Consider the following 20,287-nt stretch of genomic DNA (forward strand, 5'->3'; position numbering starts at 1 on the left):
CAACTCAAGCAATTTCTGAATAAAACAACTTGACATCCAGATACACGACTTCTTGAAAAGATCGGGTATTTATCCACATATAATTTTATGTTAAATACCCTAAACTAAAAATCAAATATCTCATGAATCTTTTACTTCTTTAACATCCATTGATTGCTTATTATCCGATATCCTTGATCTAATTAACTCTATATCTAAATTCAACTCAGAAGCGATCGCCTCCACACTTAAACCCAAACGTAACAACAAAGGTATCATCTCTAACTTACCTTCTAACTTACCTTCTAACTTACCTTCTAACTTACCTTCCGCTTTACCCTCTTCCTTCACATCTTGAAAATACCGTGTTTGCTTCAATTCATCTAGTCCAAACATAGCTTCTAACTCCTGACTACTTAAATAGGGAAACTTGTACACCAGTATCTTATCTACCAATTCTAAAACCTTTTCCTGGATCATTGGTTCTACTAAAGATACCCGTACTTGTTCTTTCAGTTGAACTACTTTATCCCTGATTTGTTCTTGTTGTGCTACTATCAATTCTAGCATTCCTAAACCCACAGAATCACCAGTTTTTTCCCCTAACTCATCTAAGTATATCCGTGATATTCTACCCCGATGAAATAACTCTTGATACTGAATCGGTTCTGCTGTATCAGTGCTACGATTGGGAAATATCGCCACTGCACACCAATTTTGTTGAGGACGATACAACTTCAAATACAGAAATATCTCCCCAAACAAGTCCCAGTAAAAATTATCACGTTGCTGAAATTGCACCTCTACAAAATAAATCAGTTTATCTTCATCAACAGGTGGGAGAAATAAACCATCAAAACGAAATGCTAACTCCTTAATCTCCACTGAATCAAACTTATAACCACTGGCCTTTGCTGGAGATTCTCCTAATAATTCAAATAGAACAGTGGGTAAAGTTTGAAATATTTGATAAAAAATTGAGTCTGTTTTCATTAATGGCAAATAGTTTTCGCCTAAACATCAATATCATTAAAATATCATAAATTCTATAGCGTTTCCGACAACGGAAAAAAGACGTAATTCTGAAAAATTGACAAAAAAATCCCCAAAAAAGCCATGATAACAGGGTAGAAAGATTCATAACCAAAAAGGAAATAGCAATAGAAGTTAAAGAAGTATGAGGCAATTTAGTCATGACTCTACCCAGACTAAATGCACCTTGTTCCTTTTTTCTTACCCTGAAACTCTTTATTTATCAGGTTTTTGGCTTTATTTGGGATTAACTCAATTCACCTAAATATCCAATAATCCGTAACGCTTTTGCAAATCTAATAATTTCATCCTTGCTTCTCCTGCATTATCCGCTAAATCCGCAAATTCCACAAACCTTCTTAACTCTTTTCTTAACAAATTGCGTTCCACCTCTATCGCTTCTCGATCCAAATCAGGAGGTAAAACAATCATATCAAAAATCGTCGCTCTATCCTTACCAGGATGGGGACGTAAAACCCTACCACGACGCTGGATAAATTGACGGGGATTCCCAGAACTTGATAAAATCACCGCAGTTTGAATAGCGGGAATATCCACACCTTCATCTAAACAACGAATAGCAACTAAACCTTGTAATTCTCCGCTTTCAAATTGTTCTCTTAAAATTTCCCGTTCTTGTAAAGAAGTATGTGCGGTGTAGGTGCTGACTTTGTAACCTAACTCTCCTCCTAAAATTCTCGCTACTTCCTTCAACTGACGCAAAGATGAACGGTGTCCGCTTTCCTGTGAACCATCGCTACAATAAAATAAAGTATGGCTGGTATCCAGACGATTTAACATTAATTCTTTCAAAGTTACTAATTTATTTTCTGCTGCACCTACTAACCTAGAACGTTTTATTAATAAGGATTTAATATCTTCAATATTTTCAAAATCGTCGATACCCCCTTCTTCTCGTTCTCTATATTGTAGCGATCGCCCTATTCTTTTAGTCAACTTCAAATAATTAATACTTTCAACTTCCGTTAATTCCACTAGAAGAGGATAATATAGATAATGAACTAAAGCACCTTGATTTATGGCATTCTGCAAACTAAACTCCGGTTGTAAAACAGAACCAAAATAATCAAATAAAGACTCCGTACCTCCATCATCAAAATATCTTTCTGGGGTAGCAGACAAAGCGAGACGTAAACCGATATTCCGAGGTAAACTTTCTTCTAACCTGGGTGCGCCTAAATTATGCGCTTCATCACCAATAATTAAAGTTTTAGGTGTAAAATATTTAAGTTGAGATTGCAACCCCTCACTAATTAAAGTCGAGTTAGTGGTGATGACAGTGACGAAATTTTGCGAACCGGAACGCAGATTATATAATTGCGTTGAAAGTTGACTTTGCCAAGTGCGTAAATTCTCGAAAGCCAAAATCGGTTGTAAGTTAAATTTCTCACATTCTCTACCCCATTGACTAACCAAATGACGGTAAGGACACACCACCAACAAGACTTGTAAACCTATTTGTTGGTATAATTCACAGGCGATCGCCAAAGCAGTAATCGTTTTCCCACTACCAGTAGCCATTTTTAAAGTCCCTCTGCCATTATTAGCAAACCAGCTAGTAATAGCTTGACGCTGATATCCCCGCATTTGCAAAGATACAGGCATTTTTGGACATCCTGGTAAAGATGACTGAACATGATAACTACCCTGATTTTCCCTGACAAAAGGCAACTTGAGAGAGAAAGCAGGAGGTTTTTGTTTCTGTATTGGCGATCGCGTGAGGTACATAAGGAGTTCAGTAGTTCAGTAGTTCAGTAGTTTGGGAGTTCAGGAAGAAGAATTAATATTTTTCCCAGTCACCAGTCACCAGTCACCAGTCACCAGTCACCAGTCACCAGTCCCTAATTATAATTTCTCCACACACCCACCAAAGAACCCTGTACCTGTACTTGCATAGCGGGTACTTCGATAGGTTGATATTTTGGGTTTGCAGGTTTGAGAGTGACAGTATCTTCTTCCAGATAAAAACGTTTTAAAGTTGTACCGTATCCTTCCACCCTAGCGGCAACAATCGTACCATTTTTTAACTGATTGGGTTCGAGTACGGGACGCAAAAACACCACATCACCATCAGCAATTAAATCTTCAATCATGCTATCACCCGTTACCCGCAAAGCATAGCTGCGGGGAGGTAGAGATAAATTAGCCAAGTCTAAATATTCATGTTCCACCGCATCGGTAAAAGGTTCAATTAAACCACCAGCAGCTATAGTTCCTAAAATGGGTACACCTTGCTTAGTCGGCCGCAAAATTCTAATTGTTCGCGCTTTCCCTTCATTCCAGTCAATGTATCCCTTATTGCGTAAATGTTCCAAACGACTTTGAATAGGTGCAGGTGACTTGAGATTCATCGCTTGCATCATCTGGCGAATAGATGGCGAATACTGATTAATACGGATATATTCTACCAACCATTCATACAATTCTTGTTGGACTGCTGTTAGTTTTTCCATTGTTTTATCGGGAAGTAATTACAAATGTCCCTAGAGCATTTGTACTACAAAAATCTTCCCTTAACAAGATTGATTTAAATATTTCTCAAGAATAAATCAATATCTTTCTTCAGCACTTGCGACTATTAACCAGTAATTTTAGTGAAATAGAGTTATATTTATCAATTTTTTCCTTAAATTGGTGATTGGTGATTGGTGATTGGTGATTGGTGATTGGTGATTGGTAATTGGTAATTGGTAAAAAACTCTTAACTGTCAACTGTCAACTGTCAACTGTCAACTGTCAACTGTCAACTATCAACTGTCAACTGTCAACTATCAACTATCAACTATCAACTATCACCAATCACCATTCTTTCACTTTGCCCCTAAAATACTAGCAAGTAAAGCTTTTTGGGCGTGTAATCTATTTTCTGCCTGATCCCAAACTTTTGATTGAGAACCTTCGATAACTTCATCGGTAATTTCTTCACCACGATGGGCTGGTAGACAGTGTAAAACAATTGCTGCGGGATCGGCAAAACTTAATAATTGTTGAGAAATTTGATAAGGTTGGAAGATAGGAAGACGGTTATCAGCTTCCGATTCTTGTCCCATACTTGCCCAAACATCAGTATAAAGAACCTGTGCGCCTTTAGCTGCTGCGGCTGCATCATGGGTGAGAATAACTTCAGTTTTATGATCAGCGATCGCCCTAGCTTTTTCTACAATTTCCGCATCTGGGGCATATCCTGAAGGAAAAGCTACTCTCACATTCATTCCCATCAAAGCACAACCCAACATGAGAGAATTAGCCACATTATTACCATCCCCCACATAGGTCAGAGTTAAACCTGCCAGAGAGCCAAAACATTCTTGAATAGTTAATAAATCAGCTAAAATCTGACAAGGATGCTCTAAATCTGTCAGAGCATTAATTACCGGAATTTTGGCATAATTAGCAAAAATTTCCAACTCCTGCTGGGCAAAAGTTCTAATAGCGAGGATATCCAAATAACGATCCAATACCCTAGCGGTATCCTGTACAGGTTCACCCCGACTCACTTGGGTAACATTAGGGTTCAGGTCAATAACCTGGCCACCCAGTTGATACATTGCCACAGTAAAACTAACCCTGGTGCGGGTGGAAGCCTTGGAGAATAACAAACCCAAAACCTTGTTACAATGTAACGTTAGCTTTTGTGACTTGAGTAAAGCTGCCATTTCTAGAAGTTCTTGCAGTTCTGGGGAACTCAGATCCGCCAAACCTAATAAATCTCGTCCGATCAATGCTGCCATGCTGATGATTTGTATATTATGGTGATGTTTTCTGTGTCTTCACTCAGCCGCGTCAACAGGAATACAGTCTTAAAACTCTACCAAATTATTGTTACCTGAATCTACTGGATTGTAGTTAGCTTGGTGATACATCAGCAGTTATGGGATTTTGGATTTTGGATAGACTTGACAGTTAACCCAGGTAAAAAACCAGGGAAAAAAATTTTTTCGGAAAACTACTAGACAAATAATTTATTTATGCTATTATTATAAGTCGGTGGGCAATTCAAAAGCTCCAACACGCCAGCATAGCACAGCGGTAGTGCATCCGACTTGTAATCGGAAGGTCGTCAGTTCAATCCTGACTGCTGGCTTTTTTATTTAACTAAACACATACAAAAACTATAGAAACGAATTTAGTATTTTATTGTTTAACCTGCCTAAATCCAATTTAGGTATCATCAAATGCTAACATCATACTTTTTATAGGAAAGCAATATGCAAACAAATCAATCACTATCTTTTCCCAGTATGGGATGTGGAACATGGGCTTGGGGTAATCAACTCCTGTGGGGATATAATGAAAGCATGGATGACCAATTACAACAGGTATTTAATCTTTGTGTGAGTAATGGTGTCACCCTGTTTGATACAGGAGACTCCTATGGTACAGGAAGATTAAATGGACGTAGTGAGTCACTTTTAGGTAAGTTTAGCAAAAAATATCAAGGTTTAAATCAAGATCATATTTGTATTGCGACAAAATTAGCAGCTTATCCTTGGAGATGGACAAGAAAATCAATTATTTCTGCTTGTCATGCTTCTGCTAAAAGATTAGGAAAAAACGTTGATTTAGTGCAGATGCACTGGTCTACAGCAAATTATGCACCTTGGCAAGAAGTAGGTTTATTAGATGGTTTAGCTGATTTATATGAAGAGGGTTTAGTTAAAGGTGTAGGACTATCAAATTACGGTACAAAAAGATTATTATGGGTACATAAAAGATTCCAGGAAAGGGGAATACCGATTAAAACTTTACAGGTGCAATATTCTTTATTATCAACCTATCCAGTGACAGAATTAGGGTTAAAAGATGTATGTGATGATTTGGGAATTAAACTCATTGCTTATAGTCCTTTAGCGTTGGGTTTATTAACAGGGAAGTTTTCGGAAAATGGTAAATTTCCTAAAGGTGTAAGAGGATTTTTATTTAAACAAATCTTACCAGGGATTCAAGGAGTTTTAGGAACTTTAAGAGAAATAGCAAATCAGAGAAATAGAACCATGTCTCAAGTTGCAATTAACTGGTGTATTTGTAAAGGTGCAATTCCTATTCCTGGTGCGAAGAATTTGGAACAAGCACAGCAAAATATAGGTACTTTGGGTTGGTTGTTGAGTGATGGGGAAGTTGCAGAGTTGGATAGTGCTGCTGCTAAGTCTGAAAAGAAGATGGTGCAGAATATTTTTCAGACAAAGTGATCTAATTTTTTCTAGATTCATCTTTGGATTTAATTAAATATTGACTCAGATTATGTAATAATCGTTGGTGTCGTTCTGTGGAAATTAAGCCAATTGATCCAATTATATTGTTACGAGTAATAACTGTTAAGAAACTCAATCTAATTACAGATGAACTAACTAAACCACTAGATTGAAAATCATCATCATCAGATGAAACTATTTCATCAAAATCAGGAATATATTGTTTTAATTGGGTGCTAATTCCACATACCAAAAAATCTTGATACTTTGGCATTTCTCGCAAAATTAAAGCCGGACGGTTTTTTATTTCTCCATTTGCTTGAGGAATAGGAGTTAATATAATATTACCTTCTTTCATAATCTGGGTTATATTCTTTGATTGATTCTAAGGTATATTCTGGTTCATTTTCTGCATAACATTGATTCAAGTTATTTAAAGAAAATTTTTCCCAGTTTTCTGTTTCTTCTGTATTCTTATCTTCTGGTAGAATAGGAATAATAAATACTTTTGTTCCTTCGGGTATAGATACAGGAGAGAGTAATTCTATTTTCCCGTCTTTAACAACTGCTAAATGTCCAGATGTCATTATTTTATATCCTAGTTTGCAATTTACAAGTTTTCTTGTAATATTATTATATCACCAATTTCTAAACCATGCTAGAAAAATCAAGATTATATTTACCAAAAGTTCCCAAATCTAATTATCAACCCCAAAGTCAAGATACAAACATAGAAGCTGATGTTTACTTATTTAATAGATTAAGAAACCTGACATTAAAACAACGCCTAGAAATGTTTATTTCCCATGAAAAAGGCGTAAAAAAACTATGTCTTGTAGGAATTAAATCACGACATCGAAATTTTACTATCCAAGAAATTCGTGATAAATTTACTTGCGCTGTATTAGGAGAAAAATATACTCCTGAATTTCAACCAAAAGGTATTAATGAAAATATGTGGATTCAAGATTCCATTTCTTTAGCAGGGGAACTACATCAAATATTTGCATCAATTAATATTTCTTACTATGTAAGTGGTGGTGTTGCGAGTTCTATCCACGGAGAACCACGTTCTACTCGTGATTTAGATTTGGTTATAGAAATTAATCAAAATCAAATAGATTTATTAGTAGAAACTTTAGAAGCATCTGGATATTATTGTTCAGCAGGTGCGGTAGAAGATTTGCAACGTGGATATGGTAATATATTGAATATTACTCATCCAGAAACTATCGCCAATGCTGATATTTATATCACAGATAATTCACATTTTGCTATATCACAAATGAATCGGAGAGTGTTAGTAGATGTAGAGGGAATACCTAGTTTTTGGATAGCTTCAGCAGAAGATAATATTTTACACACAACACAAAAGTTGCGCTGGGGTAAGGGAAGTAAATCAGAAAAACAATGGCGTGATGTTTTGGGGATAGTGAAGTTACAAGCAGAAAATTTGGATTATGGTTATTTAGTAGAATGGGCAGAATTTTTAGATTTGGTTGATGAGTTTAGTGAAGTATTAAATCAAGCTCGAATATGAAGTTATCATTTAGTATAAGTTAAAATCGCTGTTACATTCCCAATAATCTCTCAACCAAAATACTCACATCAGGAAAAGCTAAAGATCGAATTTCACCATTTTTAAAAATTTCTCGACTTTGATAACCTGCATCAGTAGGAACTCTAAAAACAATCAATTCCATATTCCGCAAATTAATTATCCAATATTCGGGAATACCTGCGGAAGCATAAACTTTAGTTTTAACTTCCAAATCTTTACTTAAACTAGAATCTGAATATTCAATTACCCAAAATATATTTTCTGGATAAGGATGATGTTCGCGGTAATCTTTTCCTAAACGTTGAACAATAGCAATATCTGGTTCTGGTTCGGAATTAGTTTCTGGGATAGTAATTGGTTTAGCTTGACGAACTTTTGCTTTTTGTCCAAGTAAATAAATTAAATATTCTCCTGCTTCATCACTAGAATAAGCATGATATTCTCCTTCAGGAGCCATTTCTACTATTTCCCCATTAATTAACTCAACATTACGATCTGCTAAAATACCAGTGGCAATTATTTGATGATAATCTTTAATAGTCCATTTTACAGTAGTTACATTCATAGCAGTTCTCCATCTGCTTTATTCCCATTGTAACTTCATTGATGACAAAATTAAATTCCCAGATTAAATTATTAGCTCCAAAATTTGCTAAACTCCAAAATCGGGAAAGATGAAAATATTGGTTATTGGGAGCGATCGCACAGTGATTCAAGGTGAAGGTACAATCAATGTAGAAAATGTCAACCCCCAGGATTATACATGGAAGTTCTGGCCAGTTGTCCCCCTTTATCCCTACGGAAAACGTCGCACTATTCGCAAAGAAGTAGTTAAGGATACTATCTGGATCTTTGATCAGATGCAAGGGGTTTTCTATGTAGTTGTACCCATCCGCATGACGGTGGTAAAGTTAGAAAAAGGCGGTTTATTGGTTTATGCACCTGTCGCACCCACAAAAGAATGTATCCGGTTAGTAAATGAGTTGGTAGCAGAACACGGGGAAGTAAAGTATATAATTTTGCCCACCATCTCAGGAATAGAACATAAAGTATTTGTCGGACCCTTTGCGCGATATTTTCCTACAGCACAGATATTTGTAGCACCAGAACAATGGAGTTTTCCCGTAAATTTACCTTTAAGTTGGTTGGGTTTACCATCAAACCGGACGCAGATATTACCCGCAGATAGTAGTCAAGTACCGTTTGCTGATGAGTTTGATTATGAGATATTGGGACCCATTGATTTGGGTCCTGGGAAGTTTGCAGAAGTGGCATTTTTCCACAGGCGATCGCACAATCTCTTGCTCACAGATACCATAGTTTCCGTACCCGCAGAACCACCAGCAATAGTTCAACTTGATCCCTATCCGTTGCTGTACCACGCCAAAGATCAAGCATACAATATCATAGCCGATACAGCAGAAAACCGCCGCAAAGGGTGGCAACGTATTACATTATTTGCCTTTTACTTCCGTCCCAGCGTAGTGGATGTACCCAAGTGGAAAGATGTATTTAGAGATGCCTGGAAAGCACCAGAACGCAGCTTAAAAACATATTTTGGCTTTTTCCCCTTCCAATGGCGAAAAGACTGGGAAAGGTCTTATGAAGCATTAAGAGGAGATGGGCGGATATTTGTGGCACCGGTTTTACAGAGTTTAATATTAAATCGCGAACCCCAGGAAACAATAAATTGGGCTGATAAAGTGGCACAATGGGATTTTCAATGGATAATTCCCTGTCATTTTGATGCACCTATTAAAGCGGAACCACAACAATTTAGAAAAGCGTTTTCTTTTTTGGAAAAATATCCCAGTGGGGGTTTAGTGAATAGTAATAGTTATCCTTTACCGGAGGATGATTTTCAGGTTTTGCGAGATATTGATCAGGGTTTGAATAGGTTTAAAATTGTGCCACCTGCGAGGGAGAAGGTGTAGGATGTCCCCAGAAAAGAAATTATGGAACTTATTTATGGGGGCAGGTCGAAGCTTATGGGATATCTAGATGTCTGATTTTTCCGTTAAATTATCGCCCATAAGCTTCGCCCCTACAACTTATGACAAATTAATACATTCTATTTTGGAGAGGTCTAATTTAATCAGATTCGGTTTCACTACTAGGTAAAAGCAGACGAATAGCGAGGATCGCAAACCCCACAGCAGCGATCGCCTTTAAAATTCTTGTAGGAAATAACTCTGCAACTGCACCCCCAGCTAATGCTCCTAGTAAACTGGTTAATACTAAAGCACCTGCTGTACCAAAAAATATAGCTTTGCGTGATTGACCTTGACCAGAAAGAGCGATCGCCGCTAACTGACTTTTATCTCCCAACTCAGAGAGAAACACTGTAATAAAGCTTAGTCCTAAAAGATTCCAATCCATAATTTTCTCTATAACAACCAACAACTGAAAATTAACCAACAAACACATCCCAAAACAACATTACAGAAATCAACAGCAACATTACCCCTGCTGATTTTTCCACAGTTTTCGGACTCAGTTTACTCGCAATAAAACCACCAAGCAGCACACCTAATAAACTGGTAGTAACTAAAGCAGTTCCCGAACCCAGAAACACTAACCAAGGTGCATGAGATTCCGCACTCATTAACAACGTTGATAATTGGGTTTTATCACCAATTTCCGCTAAAAATATGGTAATGAAGGTAGTTCCCAACACCATCCATACTGATTGCTGTTTTTTGTTTGCAGGTTGAGCAGTATTTTCTGGTACTGGTGACTGGGTTTCAGGTTCGGTAATGGTTACAGGTCGAGTGTCAAGTTTCACGGGTGTTAGTCTTTTCACTAAGTGGTTTTCATATTCTTTTCATTTTCTCATAATGTTGTCATAAATGGCAACTTGTGAACAGAAAATTAAAGTATAAAACCCACAGCTTGATCAAACCGGATCATTTCCAAACTGCGATCGCCATAAATACTTTCAATCTGCTGATGACAACAATCAATCGCAAAATCATTTAGTTCTTCTGCTTCAATACCAAACATATCCTGAAAAGTATCAACTTGGACCCGACAAAAACGCGGACGATCAGCATAAATAATACATTCTCGCGTTTCGTGGTCAAAATTCACACACCAACCATCCTCACCTACCATACTAAGATAAAGTCCCAGTTCCTCTGGTGAAAGATACTCTTCTAAGTCTGGGCGTTCTGTAGGATCAAGATGACAGCACGCACCACATTGTTTTATACATTGCCAGGTAGCCATAATATACCTCTAGGAGTAGGTGACAGGTGATAGGTGACAGGTGACAGTAGGGAACAGGGAAATGGGGAGGTGGGGGAAGATTAATACCCCAGTCCCCAGTCCCCAGTCCCCAGTCACCAGTCACCAATTCCCTGTTTACATTTTTATGTACTTTCCTATAATTTTGTTAAGTAACTTAAAACTTGCTGCCCCTATCCAGATATGATCTAATGCGGGCTTTGCATTTAAGTTATTGAATTTTTTAAAACCGTTTGGAGGAAAAATGGAAGCTTTAGCCAATATTAATTGGGAAGTTGTGTTTCAATTAACCTGTGTAGCATTAATTGTACTTGCAGGACCAGCAGTAATTTTTGTACTCGCGTTTCGCAACGGCGACCTATAATTTAGGTCATGGGTAATGGGTAATGGGTAATGGGTAATTGGTAATGGATAATGGGTAATTGGTAATGGGTAATTGGGAAAAGCTCTTTCCTATCACCAGTCACCAGTCACCAGTCACCAGTCACCTATTCCCTACCAAAGCCTGCATCGCAGCTTGAATAATACCATCATATTGGGGTAAAGATAAATCAACCTGTTTAGCATCTTCACGACTTAACCCTAACATACCTATTTTATTCTCAGGCTGCATGACTAATACCTTACCTTCACTATTTTTAATTCTTAATTCTGCACCTACACCATTTTGATAAATACCACAGGTGTATTGACGCTGTTTGTATTCAAACTTTGTCGGTTTAGAAATTTTTGATGTAGTAAATAATTTTTCCACCTGTTGCGGGAGTCTCACCCCCACTAATTCTAATTGCAGATTATTATTACCATTATAATTATTTTCACCCAATTTGTAAGCAACATCAATTCTGGATGGTAAGGGAAAATAATCACCCCACCGCCAAGCTATAGCTGGAATTTCATATCTTTGATTATCTATAACTTGCCCCAAAACTAATTTAATATGACCTTTGCCAACTATTTGTTGTTGAATAACTTGAACATTAGGAGTCCAAAATAGAGGACTAGGGTTTTCAATACCGCAAGGATGAAGAATATTTAACTGTTGGAATAAATCTTGATTGATTTGATAGAGATTTGCTTGAGCATCAATTTTTAGCAAAGGTTTCAAATGTTGAATTTCTAAACATTGATTGGCAAAATCAGATAAACGTAATCTAAAATCTGCTAAATTATCTGCTGGTAAAGAAAAACCACCTGCTGCTTTATGTCCTCCATATTTACTTAATAAATCATCACTATCTTCTAAAGCTTTAAACACATGAAATTCAGGTATTCCCCTTGCAGAACCACGTATTACACCGTCACCTTCAAAAGTACCAATAAAAACCGGAACACCATAACGCTCAACCAAACGAGAAGCAACAATACCAATTACACCATGATGCCAATTTTCCTTAATAACTACTAAAACCCGGTTTTTAGGTAAATCTTCTACATACAAATCTTCCACTAATGATATTGCTTCCTGTTCAATTTCCTCACACATTTTTTGACGTTCAGCATTAATCTGTTCACACTGCATCGCTCTTTCTAGAGCTATTCCCATATCATCAGTAGTCAACAATTCTATCACAGTTTGCGGGTTGCCAATTCTGCCAATAGCATTAATTCTAGGTCCCAAACGAAACCCAATATCATCAGGTTTTAAAGATTTTGAATTTTGGATTTTGGATTTCAGATCAGATTTTGAATTACTTTCTGTTTCTCCTTCACTAGCTTGAACTCCAGAAACTTGAATTAAAGCTTGAACACCTGGTAAAGTAGACTTAGATAATAACTTTAAACCACGTTTTACCCAACGACGATTTACACCAGTTAAAGGAGCTAAATCAGCAATAGTTCCTAATGTAAATAAAGCTAACATGGGGTGAACTAAACCTTTTAATTCTCCCATTTGTTGAGCTAAAGACACCGCTAAAATATAAGCTACACCCACACCAGCAACACCCCGATAAGGAGAAGATTCATCTATTAACTTTGGGTTGAGAATAGCATTAGCTGGTGGTAATTCTTTGGGAAGATCATGATGATCTGTAATAATCACTTTTAAACCTAATTCTCTAGCTCTAGCAATAGGTTCACAAGCAGCAATACCATTATCTACCGTGAGAATTAAACCCACACCTTCACTCTTGAATTCTTCAACAATACGTTTATTAATTCCATAACCTTCGTGCATCCGACTAGGTATAGCATAATCAACATCAGCACCCAAAGCGCGGAGACTTCGCAATAATAAAGCAGTGCTAGTCATCCCGTCTGCATCATAGTCACCACAGATAGCAATTTTTTCTTGATTTTTAATAGCATTTTCTAACAATTCTACACTTACCGCTAAATCGGGGAAATCTTCCAAAGGAGAAGGTAAATTTAAACTTTCAGGATTGATAAATTTTTCTGCTGCTTCTGGTGTTTCCATTCCCCGATTAATCAATAACTGACTGATAATAGGGGAAATATTCGTTAAACTAGCTAATTTTACAGCTAATTCTATATTTGCGGGCGCAATTTGCCAACGTTGGTTAGGTAAACGTTTAATATTTTGGTCATTAGTCATCGGTAATAGGTAATTGGTGATTGTTGATTGGTGATTAGGAATATTTTATAATAAAAGATGCAGAAAACACCTAAGATAATATCAATAGATATTACATAATAGATATTACAGATGTTAAAAAAAGATTAATGCCAGTCTGTAAATATCTAGCGTGGAATTGGGCAAACTTTTAATTTGATACTAAACCTGTCTAAATTATGGGTTTAAGCTGATTACTGATTACTGATAGCTGAATGCTTACTGTATTCCTTATTTCCTATTACCTGTTCCTTCTCCCAAATATACAATTTATTTGGCACGACTACTTATTACAATTTGTCATCATCTTCTGGTTCTAAATTGGAGACTTTCGCTAAAACTTGAAAGTTTAAATTATACAATAAATTATAAAATTATGTTGGGTTGAGCGTTTGCTGCACCCAACATTAAATTTGTCTCTAATTGTCTCTAAGATTGGCTTAAACTACCAATACCTACGGCATCAATTAAAACTTTGTCACAAGACAATGCACCACTGGGAATTAAAACATCTGCTAATTTTTGTCCAGGTTGAGGACGTTTAATTTTCAAACGAATTTCTGTGGCGAGTTTACTGTCTGGATTACATTTGAGACTTAAACTACTAGAAGCCCCCTGTCCAAAAGTTCAGTTCCTTGGCTTTATTTAATGCGTAGGTATTTTGAGTTTGGGGTGCAAATTGCTTAATTATGCACTTTTCGTTTAATTTGTCAATATCTTCTGCTAGATAAGTTTTCCCAAAACCCCCACCACCCAAGGGTTTAATGGGACGATAATGGTTTCTCAGGATGGTTAAAGGAACACCACAGTTAGGACAAAATTTGGTTGTGTTGGTAACTGGAGGATTATGGCAATCTGGATTTAGACAACATATCTGAGACATGGGTGAGTTTTGGTAGATACGTTGAGTTCTATACAAGCATATACCACTTTATTCCTTCCAGTCTCTGACTGGAAATACTGTTAAAAACCCTAAAATCTAGGAAATCCCATCCAGCAAATCTGTAAATCCTGTAAATCCTGATTCAGACATTATTTCTATAATAGGTATTGATCAGGTGTTATGGGGTTTTAGCAGCATGACAATAGCAAAAAAACTAGAAGCAAAACTAGAACAGTTAAAAGCCTTATTTGCGGAAATGGATCAGGCATTAATAGCCTATTCTGGGGGAGTTGATAGTACATTAGTTGCCAAGATTGCTTATGATGTATTAGGCGATCGCGCTTTAGCTGTAACAGCAGTTTCTCCTTCCCTACTACCAGAAGAATTAGCAGACGCAACAGCACAAGCAGCAACTATTGGGATAGCCCATAAAATCGTTCATACCCACGAAATGGAAAATCCCAACTACACATCAAACCCAGTTAACCGCTGCTATTTTTGCAAAAGTGAATTGCACGACACACTCAAGCCCCTCGCTTTAGAGTTAGGATATCCTTATGTGGTAGATGGAGTCAACGCCGATGATTTACATGATTATCGTCCTGGAATCCAAGCCGCAAAAGAACGAGGTGCGCGATCGCCTTTAGCAGAAATAAGTGTCACAAAAGCCGAAGTTCGTCAACTTTCCCAACAACTCGGCCTACCTTGGTGGGATAAACCCGCCCAACCCTGTTTAAGTTCTCGCTTTCCCTACGGTGAAGAAATTACCATAGCCAAATTACAGCGAGTTGGTAGAGCAGAAATTTATCTTAGAAATTTAGGATGGGATAACCTGCGGGTACGTTCCGAAGGAGACACAGCCAGAATTGAACTACCACCAGAAAAAATAGCAGATTTTGTCTTAAAAACAGATTTACCTGCCCTTGTCAGCACATTTCAAAATCTAGGATTTATTTACGTCACCTTAGATTTAGAAGGTTATCGCAGTGGTAAATTAAACCAAGTTTTACAACAAATTCCAGCTACATAAAATCAACAATTGATTGACTCTTACTATTCTCTTCTTACTGTCACCAGTCACCAATCACCAGTCACCTGCCTCACAATCGTTGAGCGACTATATACTCTATCTTTTGCAGGGCAGACTGCCATACACTATATCCTGCGGGTGACAAATGTAAACCATCTGTGGTCAATTCAGGACGTAAACTACCATCAAAATCTGTAAACCAATTGTGAATATTTAAATAATTAGCCCCCTCTTGACGAGCAATTAAGGCAATTTGGGCATTGATATGACGAATACGACTATTGGCTATTTGAGGGCGGCGAATAGGCAAAATCGACTGCACCATAATTTGACTTTTGGGGTGAGTTTGCCGCAAACTGCGAATAATTCGCCGATGATTGAGTAAAATCGTCTGATCACTAGCACCCTTGAGCAAATCATTAATCCCAACCATCATATAAATAACTTCTGGCCGCGTCTGGGAAAAAGCTACTAACCTCCTGAAAACTCCAGCGGAACTATCTCCAGATATCCCTTGATTCAACCACAATTTACCAACAGGTAATTTTTCTTTAGGAAACCACATACTCAAAGAATCACCCACCAAGATACTCAAACGATTTGTACCTTGACCTTGGGAAATTGCTCTCGCTTCCATCGCTAATAAGCTTTTCCAATCTTGATAACTGACTTTCTCTTTTTTCTTTGACTTCCAATATGACTGTAAATCTTCATCATCTACACGAGTGTAAATTTGCCCAGTTTTCAGGGAAGCTAATCTTAAATAGTACATTTGAATCCCAGATACAGGAGTCCGCTTAGTTTTTTGAGAACTCAAGTTTAAAGATGTTTTTATCGGTGCTGCTAAAAAGTTGTTTGCTAATTCCCCTGACAAAATTTCCACCCTGGGGCTAATTTTCTCAACTCGTACCGGGGAAGTCTTTGATGCTGATACAGCTTGGCTACTAAATTCTGGCAAGGAGTTACTTTTCTGGCGTACTGCTAACTGTGAACTCCCTGGTTTGGATATAGCTTGATTACTGAATTCCGGTAAAGAAATGTCAACTTGATAAGTGACTTTTTCATCTACTCCTGGTAATGGTGAACTTGGATTTAAATCCTCCAAAAATCCAGTATTTTCAGGTGGGAGACTCGACATCTTTGGGAGAGCCGATGTTGGTACTGCCAATCCTGTTAACAAGCCTGCTGCCAACAGATAAGGTTCCTTCATCGTTTTTTCTTTCCTTGTAAGGACTCACTGCTTTTCCTTATGACAGCCATATTTGGCTGAATTCAGGAAAATTCTACTTTCCTTACGCGGTATCAAGATCCCCCATGAGAATGTAGTTTACAACATATAAGTATAAAAAATCACAGATTACAAAATGTTAAAAAAATATTGTTAAATTTTATTCTATATACAATAACGTCGTTTAAAGTGCTAAGATTTATGCGAAGTCATTAATGTTTCCTTTTATTTCCGTGGCTAGAGCTAGTACCGCAATTGGCGTAAGTCCAATCATCAAAGAAAGAGTGCAAACACAGGCACATTCCACACGTTTGACCTTAAAAGAGGTTATTCTCATGGGGATGATGGCAATTGATAAGCTAGACGATCAAGGTCGTCAAGAGTTAGCTGATAAAGTGCATAAAATGCAAGTAGACGGCGAAATATGAATCTATATTGAGAAGTCTAAACTCTAAAGTCTTTAGTGCAGCATAATTGACTGTTTTGAGGACAATAGAACAACCACGACTGATCAAAAATTGATTCTTAGCCAAGTCAAAAGCAAATTCTCCTGTCCATCAACCTCATTCAATTCCAAAGATACCCAGTGGTGTTGTTGAGTCATATCAACAAAACCCCTTCTTTTGGAAAAAGCGAAGGGGTCTAAAAATAGATCCCCTTCATCGGTTAACAACTTAATAAAGAACTCAGCGAAACTCTGAGGATAACCAACTGGATTGATTTTAATTACCGCTGGTTTACAAACAAAAAGTAAATCAGCACTACCAAATCCAAATTGACAATTTATAGCAAATTCGGCTAGATTGCCCTTTGGTTTGGTTATCCTTTGATTATTTCCCTGATATCTTGTGTCCATCGGGACGAATATCGGTTTTATAGCACTTCTTGAGTCAATTTCATGTACTCTCGCTATAAAGCGATAAAATACACCAACATCTTATGTTGAGTACGGGGGTTTCTAGATCCCCGAATCAAAATTTTTTTACAATAGATATAGATATAGATATAGTTTTTCGTGGTGATAGTTGATAGTTGATAGTTGATAGTTGATAGTTGATAGTTGATAGTTGATAGTTGATAGTTGATAGTTGATAGTTGATAGCACAAGTGTTGAATCCTGCAATAAAACTTTACAATCTTGGCGTTTTACCCAGGTAAAACCTATTGTCTATTGAGAATAGAGTCATTAATTGCTGAAATTTGGTATCACTGATACCAATGCACAAATTGGACAATATCCTCAAAATCTTAACATTCAACACTTCTGAGTTGATAGTTGATTGGGAAACATCAAATTGATTACCCAGTCACCAGTCACCAGTCACCAGTCACCAGTCACCAGTCACCAGTCACCAGTCCCTAATATCGACTGACAACCAAAAATCCTACCTGAAATAACCCGACAACAAAACCTAAAATACCGCCTAAAGTCACAATTGCCTGTAATTCATTCTTGACAATTCCTTCAATTGCTGCTTCTAAATCAGCAGGTGAAGTTGATTTTACTCGGTCAACAATCACTTGATCTATAGATAAAATGGGAATTACCTGGGCGACAATTGCTTCTAAATCTTTTTCTAAATACTTTTCTAAAATTAAAGCTAACTCTTGAGACACTACTTCTAAGGAAGTATTAACCACTGGTGAATTTCGCAAACGATTTAACAGCAAGACAGCAATATTTTCCCAGTCCGCTGATTCAGTTAATTCCTGTAACAAATTGCTACCACTCTTTTGTAAGTAATGGCGTACACTTTCCCTAGTGGTTTTTCTGAGTTGACGAACTGTACCAACGGGTAAATTTTGTAAAGATAAATCTTGGAATAATTTTTTGAGGCGATCGCGCATTTGCAAATCTTGGATTAATTCTTCTAATCGTTTATTTGTAGCCTCTTTTTCATCTAAACAAAAAGTCCTTAACCGGGTTAGAGTATTACGTAAACCAAATAAATTAGCGACTACCCAATAAGTACCGCTGGTTTTTTCACGAAAGCTATCATCAATAGTTTGAATAGTCCTATCTGTTAAAAAATCAACTATTGCCTGTCTTAAAACATCCGATGGTAAAACAACTTGCAACAACCAATCAGCTAACCGTGTAGATTGTTCTTCACTGAGTTGAAATTCCAGTAATACCTGGTCAAAAATTTGGTTGATTTGCGCTTCTAAAAAATTTTCCTGTCTGGCCAAAACCTTCAGGAGACGGGGTAAAGACTCTCCCAGCAAATCCCGTAAAATTCCCGCCACAATTTTGGCACTTTTCTGGTTTTTATCACCTTGAATTTGCTCCAGCGCCAACTTCAATAACCAGAGAATCGCACCTTGTACCCGTTCTGTTTGTAAGAGACGCTTCGCCAGCTTTTGCAATTCTTCTGGCGTTAACAGCGATCCCATAATGGTATTAGAAATATTTTTTGCCAACCGCTCCTGATTGCGGGGAATCAACCCAGGAGTAAAAGGCACTCTGCGCCCCAGAATATAAATAGCTCGATAGGGGCGAAATAGCATTTTGATGGCTATATCATTGGTGAAATAGCCGATAATTCCACCCAGAATTGGGGGTGATACATAAAGCCAAAGATGTGACCAATCCACAGGATTTTGGATTAGGGAAAGAGGACAGGTGACAGGTGACAGGTGACAGGTGACAGGTGACAGGTGACAGTTATCGAGGTTGACTGTTCACTGTTCACTGTTCACTGTTTCCTGACTCCCAACTAGCAACTTAACATTAGTTAGTAATTACAAATTATCAATTATCAATTATCAATTATCAATTATCAATTACCAACACTCCCATCATACCGTTAGAAATGGGGTAATGTGTGGCGTTGACAAAACCTACTTTTTGTGCTAATGCTACTTGGTCTTTACCAATGGGGAAACGGTCTAAACTGGGACTAATATAAGCGTATTCTTCTTTAACACCTAAATTAGTTGCCAGGGGAACGACGAGGTTATCTAAATACCACTGCTGAAAAGCGCGGAATGTTTCGTTGTTAGGGCGATGAAAATCTAAAATTGCTGCTTTTCCACCAGGTTTGAGAACGCGATATATTTCTTGGAGACTGCGGGGAATATCTTTCACGTTTCTTAAACCATAGCCCATTGTGATGGCATCAAATTGATGGTCGTCAAAGGGTAAATTAAGAACATCAGCTTCTATCCAAGTGATAGGAGGTTGGGGGTAATGGCTTTGGCAACGTTCTTTGGCAGTTGTGAGTAAGTTACAGGAAAAGTCTACACCATAAACTTTTCCCGTCATTCCTGCGCGTCGTGCCAATCTAAAGGTTAAATCACCACTACCACAGCATAAATCTAAACAGGTATCTCCGGGTTTAGCTCCACTCCATTTAACGGTCATTTCTTTCCATATCCGGTGTTGTCCCAAACTTAACCAATCGTTTAATTGATCATAAACTGGGGCAATACGGTCAAAAATGTTACGAATTTCGTTGTTTATGGGTGCTTGGTAGTTGGTCATCCGATTTTAGATTTTAGATTTTAGATTTTGGATTGATAAAAGACTTTTGTTGCTGT

24 protein-coding genes, 1 tRNA gene and 2 pseudogenes are annotated in these 20,287 nt (G+C 37.4%); 9 read left to right on the plus strand and 18 right to left on the minus strand.

The window, feature by feature from the left end; all coding sequences use genetic code 11:
* Positions 1 to 120: 120 nt before the first annotated feature.
* The 3 genes and pseudogenes from H6F45_RS13760 to H6F45_RS13765 all read right to left on the minus strand — a co-directional run bounded on the left by H6F45_RS13760 (position 121) and on the right by H6F45_RS13765 (position 2,760).
* Positions 121 to 972: an Rpn family recombination-promoting nuclease/putative transposase gene (locus H6F45_RS13760; RefSeq protein WP_190347450.1), complete on the minus strand. Its 852-nt coding sequence runs from the start codon at positions 970 to 972 to the stop codon at positions 121 to 123.
* A pseudogene (locus H6F45_RS26560) lies at positions 914 to 1,192 on the minus strand (hypothetical protein); the annotation flags it as partial. The pseudogene H6F45_RS26560 and the gene H6F45_RS13760, both read right to left, overlap by 59 nt.
* 80 nt (positions 1,193 to 1,272) lie before the next feature.
* Positions 1,273 to 2,760 carry a DNA phosphorothioation system restriction enzyme gene (locus H6F45_RS13765; RefSeq protein WP_137666935.1) on the minus strand — a complete coding sequence of 496 codons (1,488 nt, stop codon included), beginning with the start codon at positions 2,758 to 2,760 and terminating at the stop codon, positions 1,273 to 1,275.
* Positions 2,761 to 2,791: 31 nt separating this feature from the next.
* Here H6F45_RS13765 and H6F45_RS13770 point away from each other — a divergent pair, with 31 nt between their 5' ends.
* Positions 2,792 to 2,929 carry a hypothetical protein gene (locus H6F45_RS13770; protein WP_190347451.1) on the plus strand — a complete coding sequence of 46 codons (138 nt, stop codon included), beginning with the start codon at positions 2,792 to 2,794 and terminating at the stop codon, positions 2,927 to 2,929.
* On the opposite strand, the gene lexA is transcribed toward H6F45_RS13770, so the two are convergent.
* The 3 genes from lexA to argF form a co-directional block, all read right to left on the minus strand.
* Positions 2,874 to 3,485: a transcriptional repressor LexA gene (gene lexA, locus H6F45_RS13775; RefSeq protein ID WP_096567941.1), complete on the minus strand. Its 612-nt coding sequence runs from the start codon at positions 3,483 to 3,485 to the stop codon at positions 2,874 to 2,876. The two genes, H6F45_RS13770 and lexA, sit on opposite strands and share 56 nt — an antisense overlap.
* 109 nt (positions 3,486 to 3,594) lie before the next feature.
* The gene (locus H6F45_RS13780; protein WP_190347452.1) at positions 3,595 to 3,744 is read right to left on the minus strand and encodes a hypothetical protein; all 150 of its coding nucleotides are present in this window, start codon (positions 3,742 to 3,744) and stop codon (positions 3,595 to 3,597) included.
* Positions 3,745 to 3,842: 98 nt separating this feature from the next.
* Complete coding sequence (gene argF, locus H6F45_RS13785; protein ID WP_096567943.1) at positions 3,843 to 4,763, minus strand: ornithine carbamoyltransferase; 921 nt, start codon at positions 4,761 to 4,763, stop codon at positions 3,843 to 3,845.
* Between the two features lie 281 nt (positions 4,764 to 5,044).
* Between argF and H6F45_RS13790 the strand changes: the two genes are divergently transcribed.
* Together H6F45_RS13790 and H6F45_RS13795 are read left to right on the plus strand one after the other, a co-directional pair.
* Positions 5,045 to 5,116 (plus strand) — tRNA-Thr (locus H6F45_RS13790).
* Positions 5,117 to 5,240: 124 nt separating this feature from the next.
* The gene (locus H6F45_RS13795) at positions 5,241 to 6,221 is read left to right on the plus strand and encodes an aldo/keto reductase (protein WP_096567946.1); all 981 of its coding nucleotides are present in this window, start codon (positions 5,241 to 5,243) and stop codon (positions 6,219 to 6,221) included.
* Between the two features lies 1 nt (position 6,222).
* On the opposite strand, the gene H6F45_RS13800 is transcribed toward H6F45_RS13795, so the two are convergent.
* Both H6F45_RS13800 and H6F45_RS13805 read right to left on the minus strand, forming a co-directional pair.
* Entirely contained in the window at positions 6,223 to 6,582 is a 360-nt protein-coding gene (locus H6F45_RS13800) for a type II toxin-antitoxin system PemK/MazF family toxin (RefSeq protein ID WP_096567948.1), read from the minus strand.
* A complete protein-coding gene (locus H6F45_RS13805; protein ID WP_096567950.1) occupies positions 6,569 to 6,811 on the minus strand; it encodes a glycosyl hydrolase family 31 in 243 nt (80 codons plus the stop codon). The genes H6F45_RS13800 and H6F45_RS13805 overlap by 14 nt, the downstream gene beginning before the upstream one ends.
* 68 nt (positions 6,812 to 6,879) lie before the next feature.
* On the opposite strand from H6F45_RS13805, the gene H6F45_RS13810 reads away from it, so the two are divergent.
* The gene (locus H6F45_RS13810) at positions 6,880 to 7,764 is read left to right on the plus strand and encodes a hypothetical protein (RefSeq protein ID WP_096567952.1); all 885 of its coding nucleotides are present in this window, start codon (positions 6,880 to 6,882) and stop codon (positions 7,762 to 7,764) included.
* Positions 7,765 to 7,795: 31 nt separating this feature from the next.
* Here the strand turns inward: H6F45_RS13810 and H6F45_RS13815 are convergent, their stop codons facing one another.
* Positions 7,796 to 8,350, minus strand: coding sequence for a Uma2 family endonuclease (locus H6F45_RS13815; RefSeq protein WP_096567954.1), 555 nt, complete (start codon positions 8,348 to 8,350; stop codon positions 7,796 to 7,798).
* Between the two features lie 109 nt (positions 8,351 to 8,459).
* Here H6F45_RS13815 and H6F45_RS13820 point away from each other — a divergent pair, with 109 nt between their 5' ends.
* Positions 8,460 to 9,719, plus strand: a complete 1,260-nt coding sequence (locus H6F45_RS13820) for a DUF4336 domain-containing protein (protein ID WP_096567956.1) — start codon at positions 8,460 to 8,462, stop codon at positions 9,717 to 9,719.
* Between the two features lie 157 nt (positions 9,720 to 9,876).
* Here H6F45_RS13820 and H6F45_RS13825 read toward each other — a convergent pair whose 3' ends face one another.
* The 3 genes from H6F45_RS13825 to H6F45_RS13835 all read right to left on the minus strand — a co-directional run bounded on the left by H6F45_RS13825 (position 9,877) and on the right by H6F45_RS13835 (position 11,013).
* The gene (locus H6F45_RS13825; protein WP_096572675.1) at positions 9,877 to 10,164 is read right to left on the minus strand and encodes a TMEM165/GDT1 family protein; all 288 of its coding nucleotides are present in this window, start codon (positions 10,162 to 10,164) and stop codon (positions 9,877 to 9,879) included.
* A 31-nt stretch (positions 10,165 to 10,195) separates the two neighbouring features.
* Positions 10,196 to 10,570 carry a TMEM165/GDT1 family protein gene (locus H6F45_RS13830; protein ID WP_096572676.1) on the minus strand — a complete coding sequence of 125 codons (375 nt, stop codon included), beginning with the start codon at positions 10,568 to 10,570 and terminating at the stop codon, positions 10,196 to 10,198.
* 86 nt (positions 10,571 to 10,656) lie between these two features.
* The gene (locus tag H6F45_RS13835) at positions 10,657 to 11,013 is read right to left on the minus strand and encodes a YkgJ family cysteine cluster protein (protein WP_096567958.1); all 357 of its coding nucleotides are present in this window, start codon (positions 11,011 to 11,013) and stop codon (positions 10,657 to 10,659) included.
* Between the two features lie 40 nt (positions 11,014 to 11,053).
* Between H6F45_RS13835 and H6F45_RS13840 the strand changes: the two genes are divergently transcribed.
* Both H6F45_RS13840 and H6F45_RS13845 read left to right on the plus strand, forming a co-directional pair.
* The gene (locus H6F45_RS13840) at positions 11,054 to 11,218 is read left to right on the plus strand and encodes a hypothetical protein (protein WP_190347453.1); all 165 of its coding nucleotides are present in this window, start codon (positions 11,054 to 11,056) and stop codon (positions 11,216 to 11,218) included.
* Between the two features lie 57 nt (positions 11,219 to 11,275).
* Positions 11,276 to 11,395, plus strand: coding sequence for a photosystem II reaction center protein Ycf12 (locus H6F45_RS13845; RefSeq protein ID WP_009342523.1), 120 nt, complete (start codon positions 11,276 to 11,278; stop codon positions 11,393 to 11,395).
* A gap of 120 nt (positions 11,396 to 11,515) precedes the next feature.
* On the opposite strand, the gene recJ is transcribed toward H6F45_RS13845, so the two are convergent.
* The 3 genes and pseudogenes from recJ to H6F45_RS13855 all read right to left on the minus strand — a co-directional run.
* Entirely contained in the window at positions 11,516 to 13,588 is a 2,073-nt protein-coding gene (recJ, locus tag H6F45_RS13850; protein WP_190347454.1) for a single-stranded-DNA-specific exonuclease RecJ, read from the minus strand.
* A gap of 447 nt (positions 13,589 to 14,035) precedes the next feature.
* A complete protein-coding gene (locus tag H6F45_RS27030; RefSeq protein ID WP_272110438.1) occupies positions 14,036 to 14,158 on the minus strand; it encodes a hypothetical protein in 123 nt (40 codons plus the stop codon).
* 76 nt (positions 14,159 to 14,234) lie between these two features.
* A pseudogene (locus H6F45_RS13855) lies at positions 14,235 to 14,489 on the minus strand (4-Cys prefix domain-containing protein); the annotation flags it as partial.
* Between the two features lie 196 nt (positions 14,490 to 14,685).
* Between H6F45_RS13855 and larE the strand changes: the two are divergent.
* Positions 14,686 to 15,519, plus strand: coding sequence for an ATP-dependent sacrificial sulfur transferase LarE (larE, locus tag H6F45_RS13860; RefSeq protein WP_096567962.1), 834 nt, complete (start codon positions 14,686 to 14,688; stop codon positions 15,517 to 15,519).
* A gap of 70 nt (positions 15,520 to 15,589) precedes the next feature.
* Here the strand turns inward: larE and H6F45_RS13865 are convergent, their stop codons facing one another.
* Positions 15,590 to 16,729, minus strand: a complete 1,140-nt coding sequence (locus H6F45_RS13865) for an SGNH/GDSL hydrolase family protein (RefSeq protein ID WP_190347455.1) — start codon at positions 16,727 to 16,729, stop codon at positions 15,590 to 15,592.
* A gap of 233 nt (positions 16,730 to 16,962) precedes the next feature.
* Here H6F45_RS13865 and H6F45_RS13870 point away from each other — a divergent pair, with 233 nt between their 5' ends.
* Complete coding sequence (locus H6F45_RS13870) at positions 16,963 to 17,175, plus strand: hypothetical protein (RefSeq protein ID WP_096567966.1); 213 nt, start codon at positions 16,963 to 16,965, stop codon at positions 17,173 to 17,175.
* Between the two features lie 931 nt (positions 17,176 to 18,106).
* Here H6F45_RS13870 and H6F45_RS13875 read toward each other — a convergent pair.
* Positions 18,107 to 19,342, minus strand: a complete 1,236-nt coding sequence (locus H6F45_RS13875; RefSeq protein ID WP_190347456.1) for a DUF445 family protein — start codon at positions 19,340 to 19,342, stop codon at positions 18,107 to 18,109.
* A gap of 178 nt (positions 19,343 to 19,520) precedes the next feature.
* Positions 19,521 to 20,210, minus strand: coding sequence for a bifunctional demethylmenaquinone methyltransferase/2-methoxy-6-polyprenyl-1,4-benzoquinol methylase UbiE (gene ubiE / locus H6F45_RS13880; RefSeq protein WP_096572677.1), 690 nt, complete (start codon positions 20,208 to 20,210; stop codon positions 19,521 to 19,523).
* Positions 20,211 to 20,287 lie beyond the last annotated feature (77 nt).

The sequence above is a fragment of the Sphaerospermopsis sp. FACHB-1194 genome (assembly GCF_014696235.1).
In the GTDB taxonomy this organism is placed as follows: Bacteria; Cyanobacteriota; Cyanobacteriia; order Cyanobacteriales; family Nostocaceae; genus Sphaerospermopsis; species Sphaerospermopsis kisseleviana.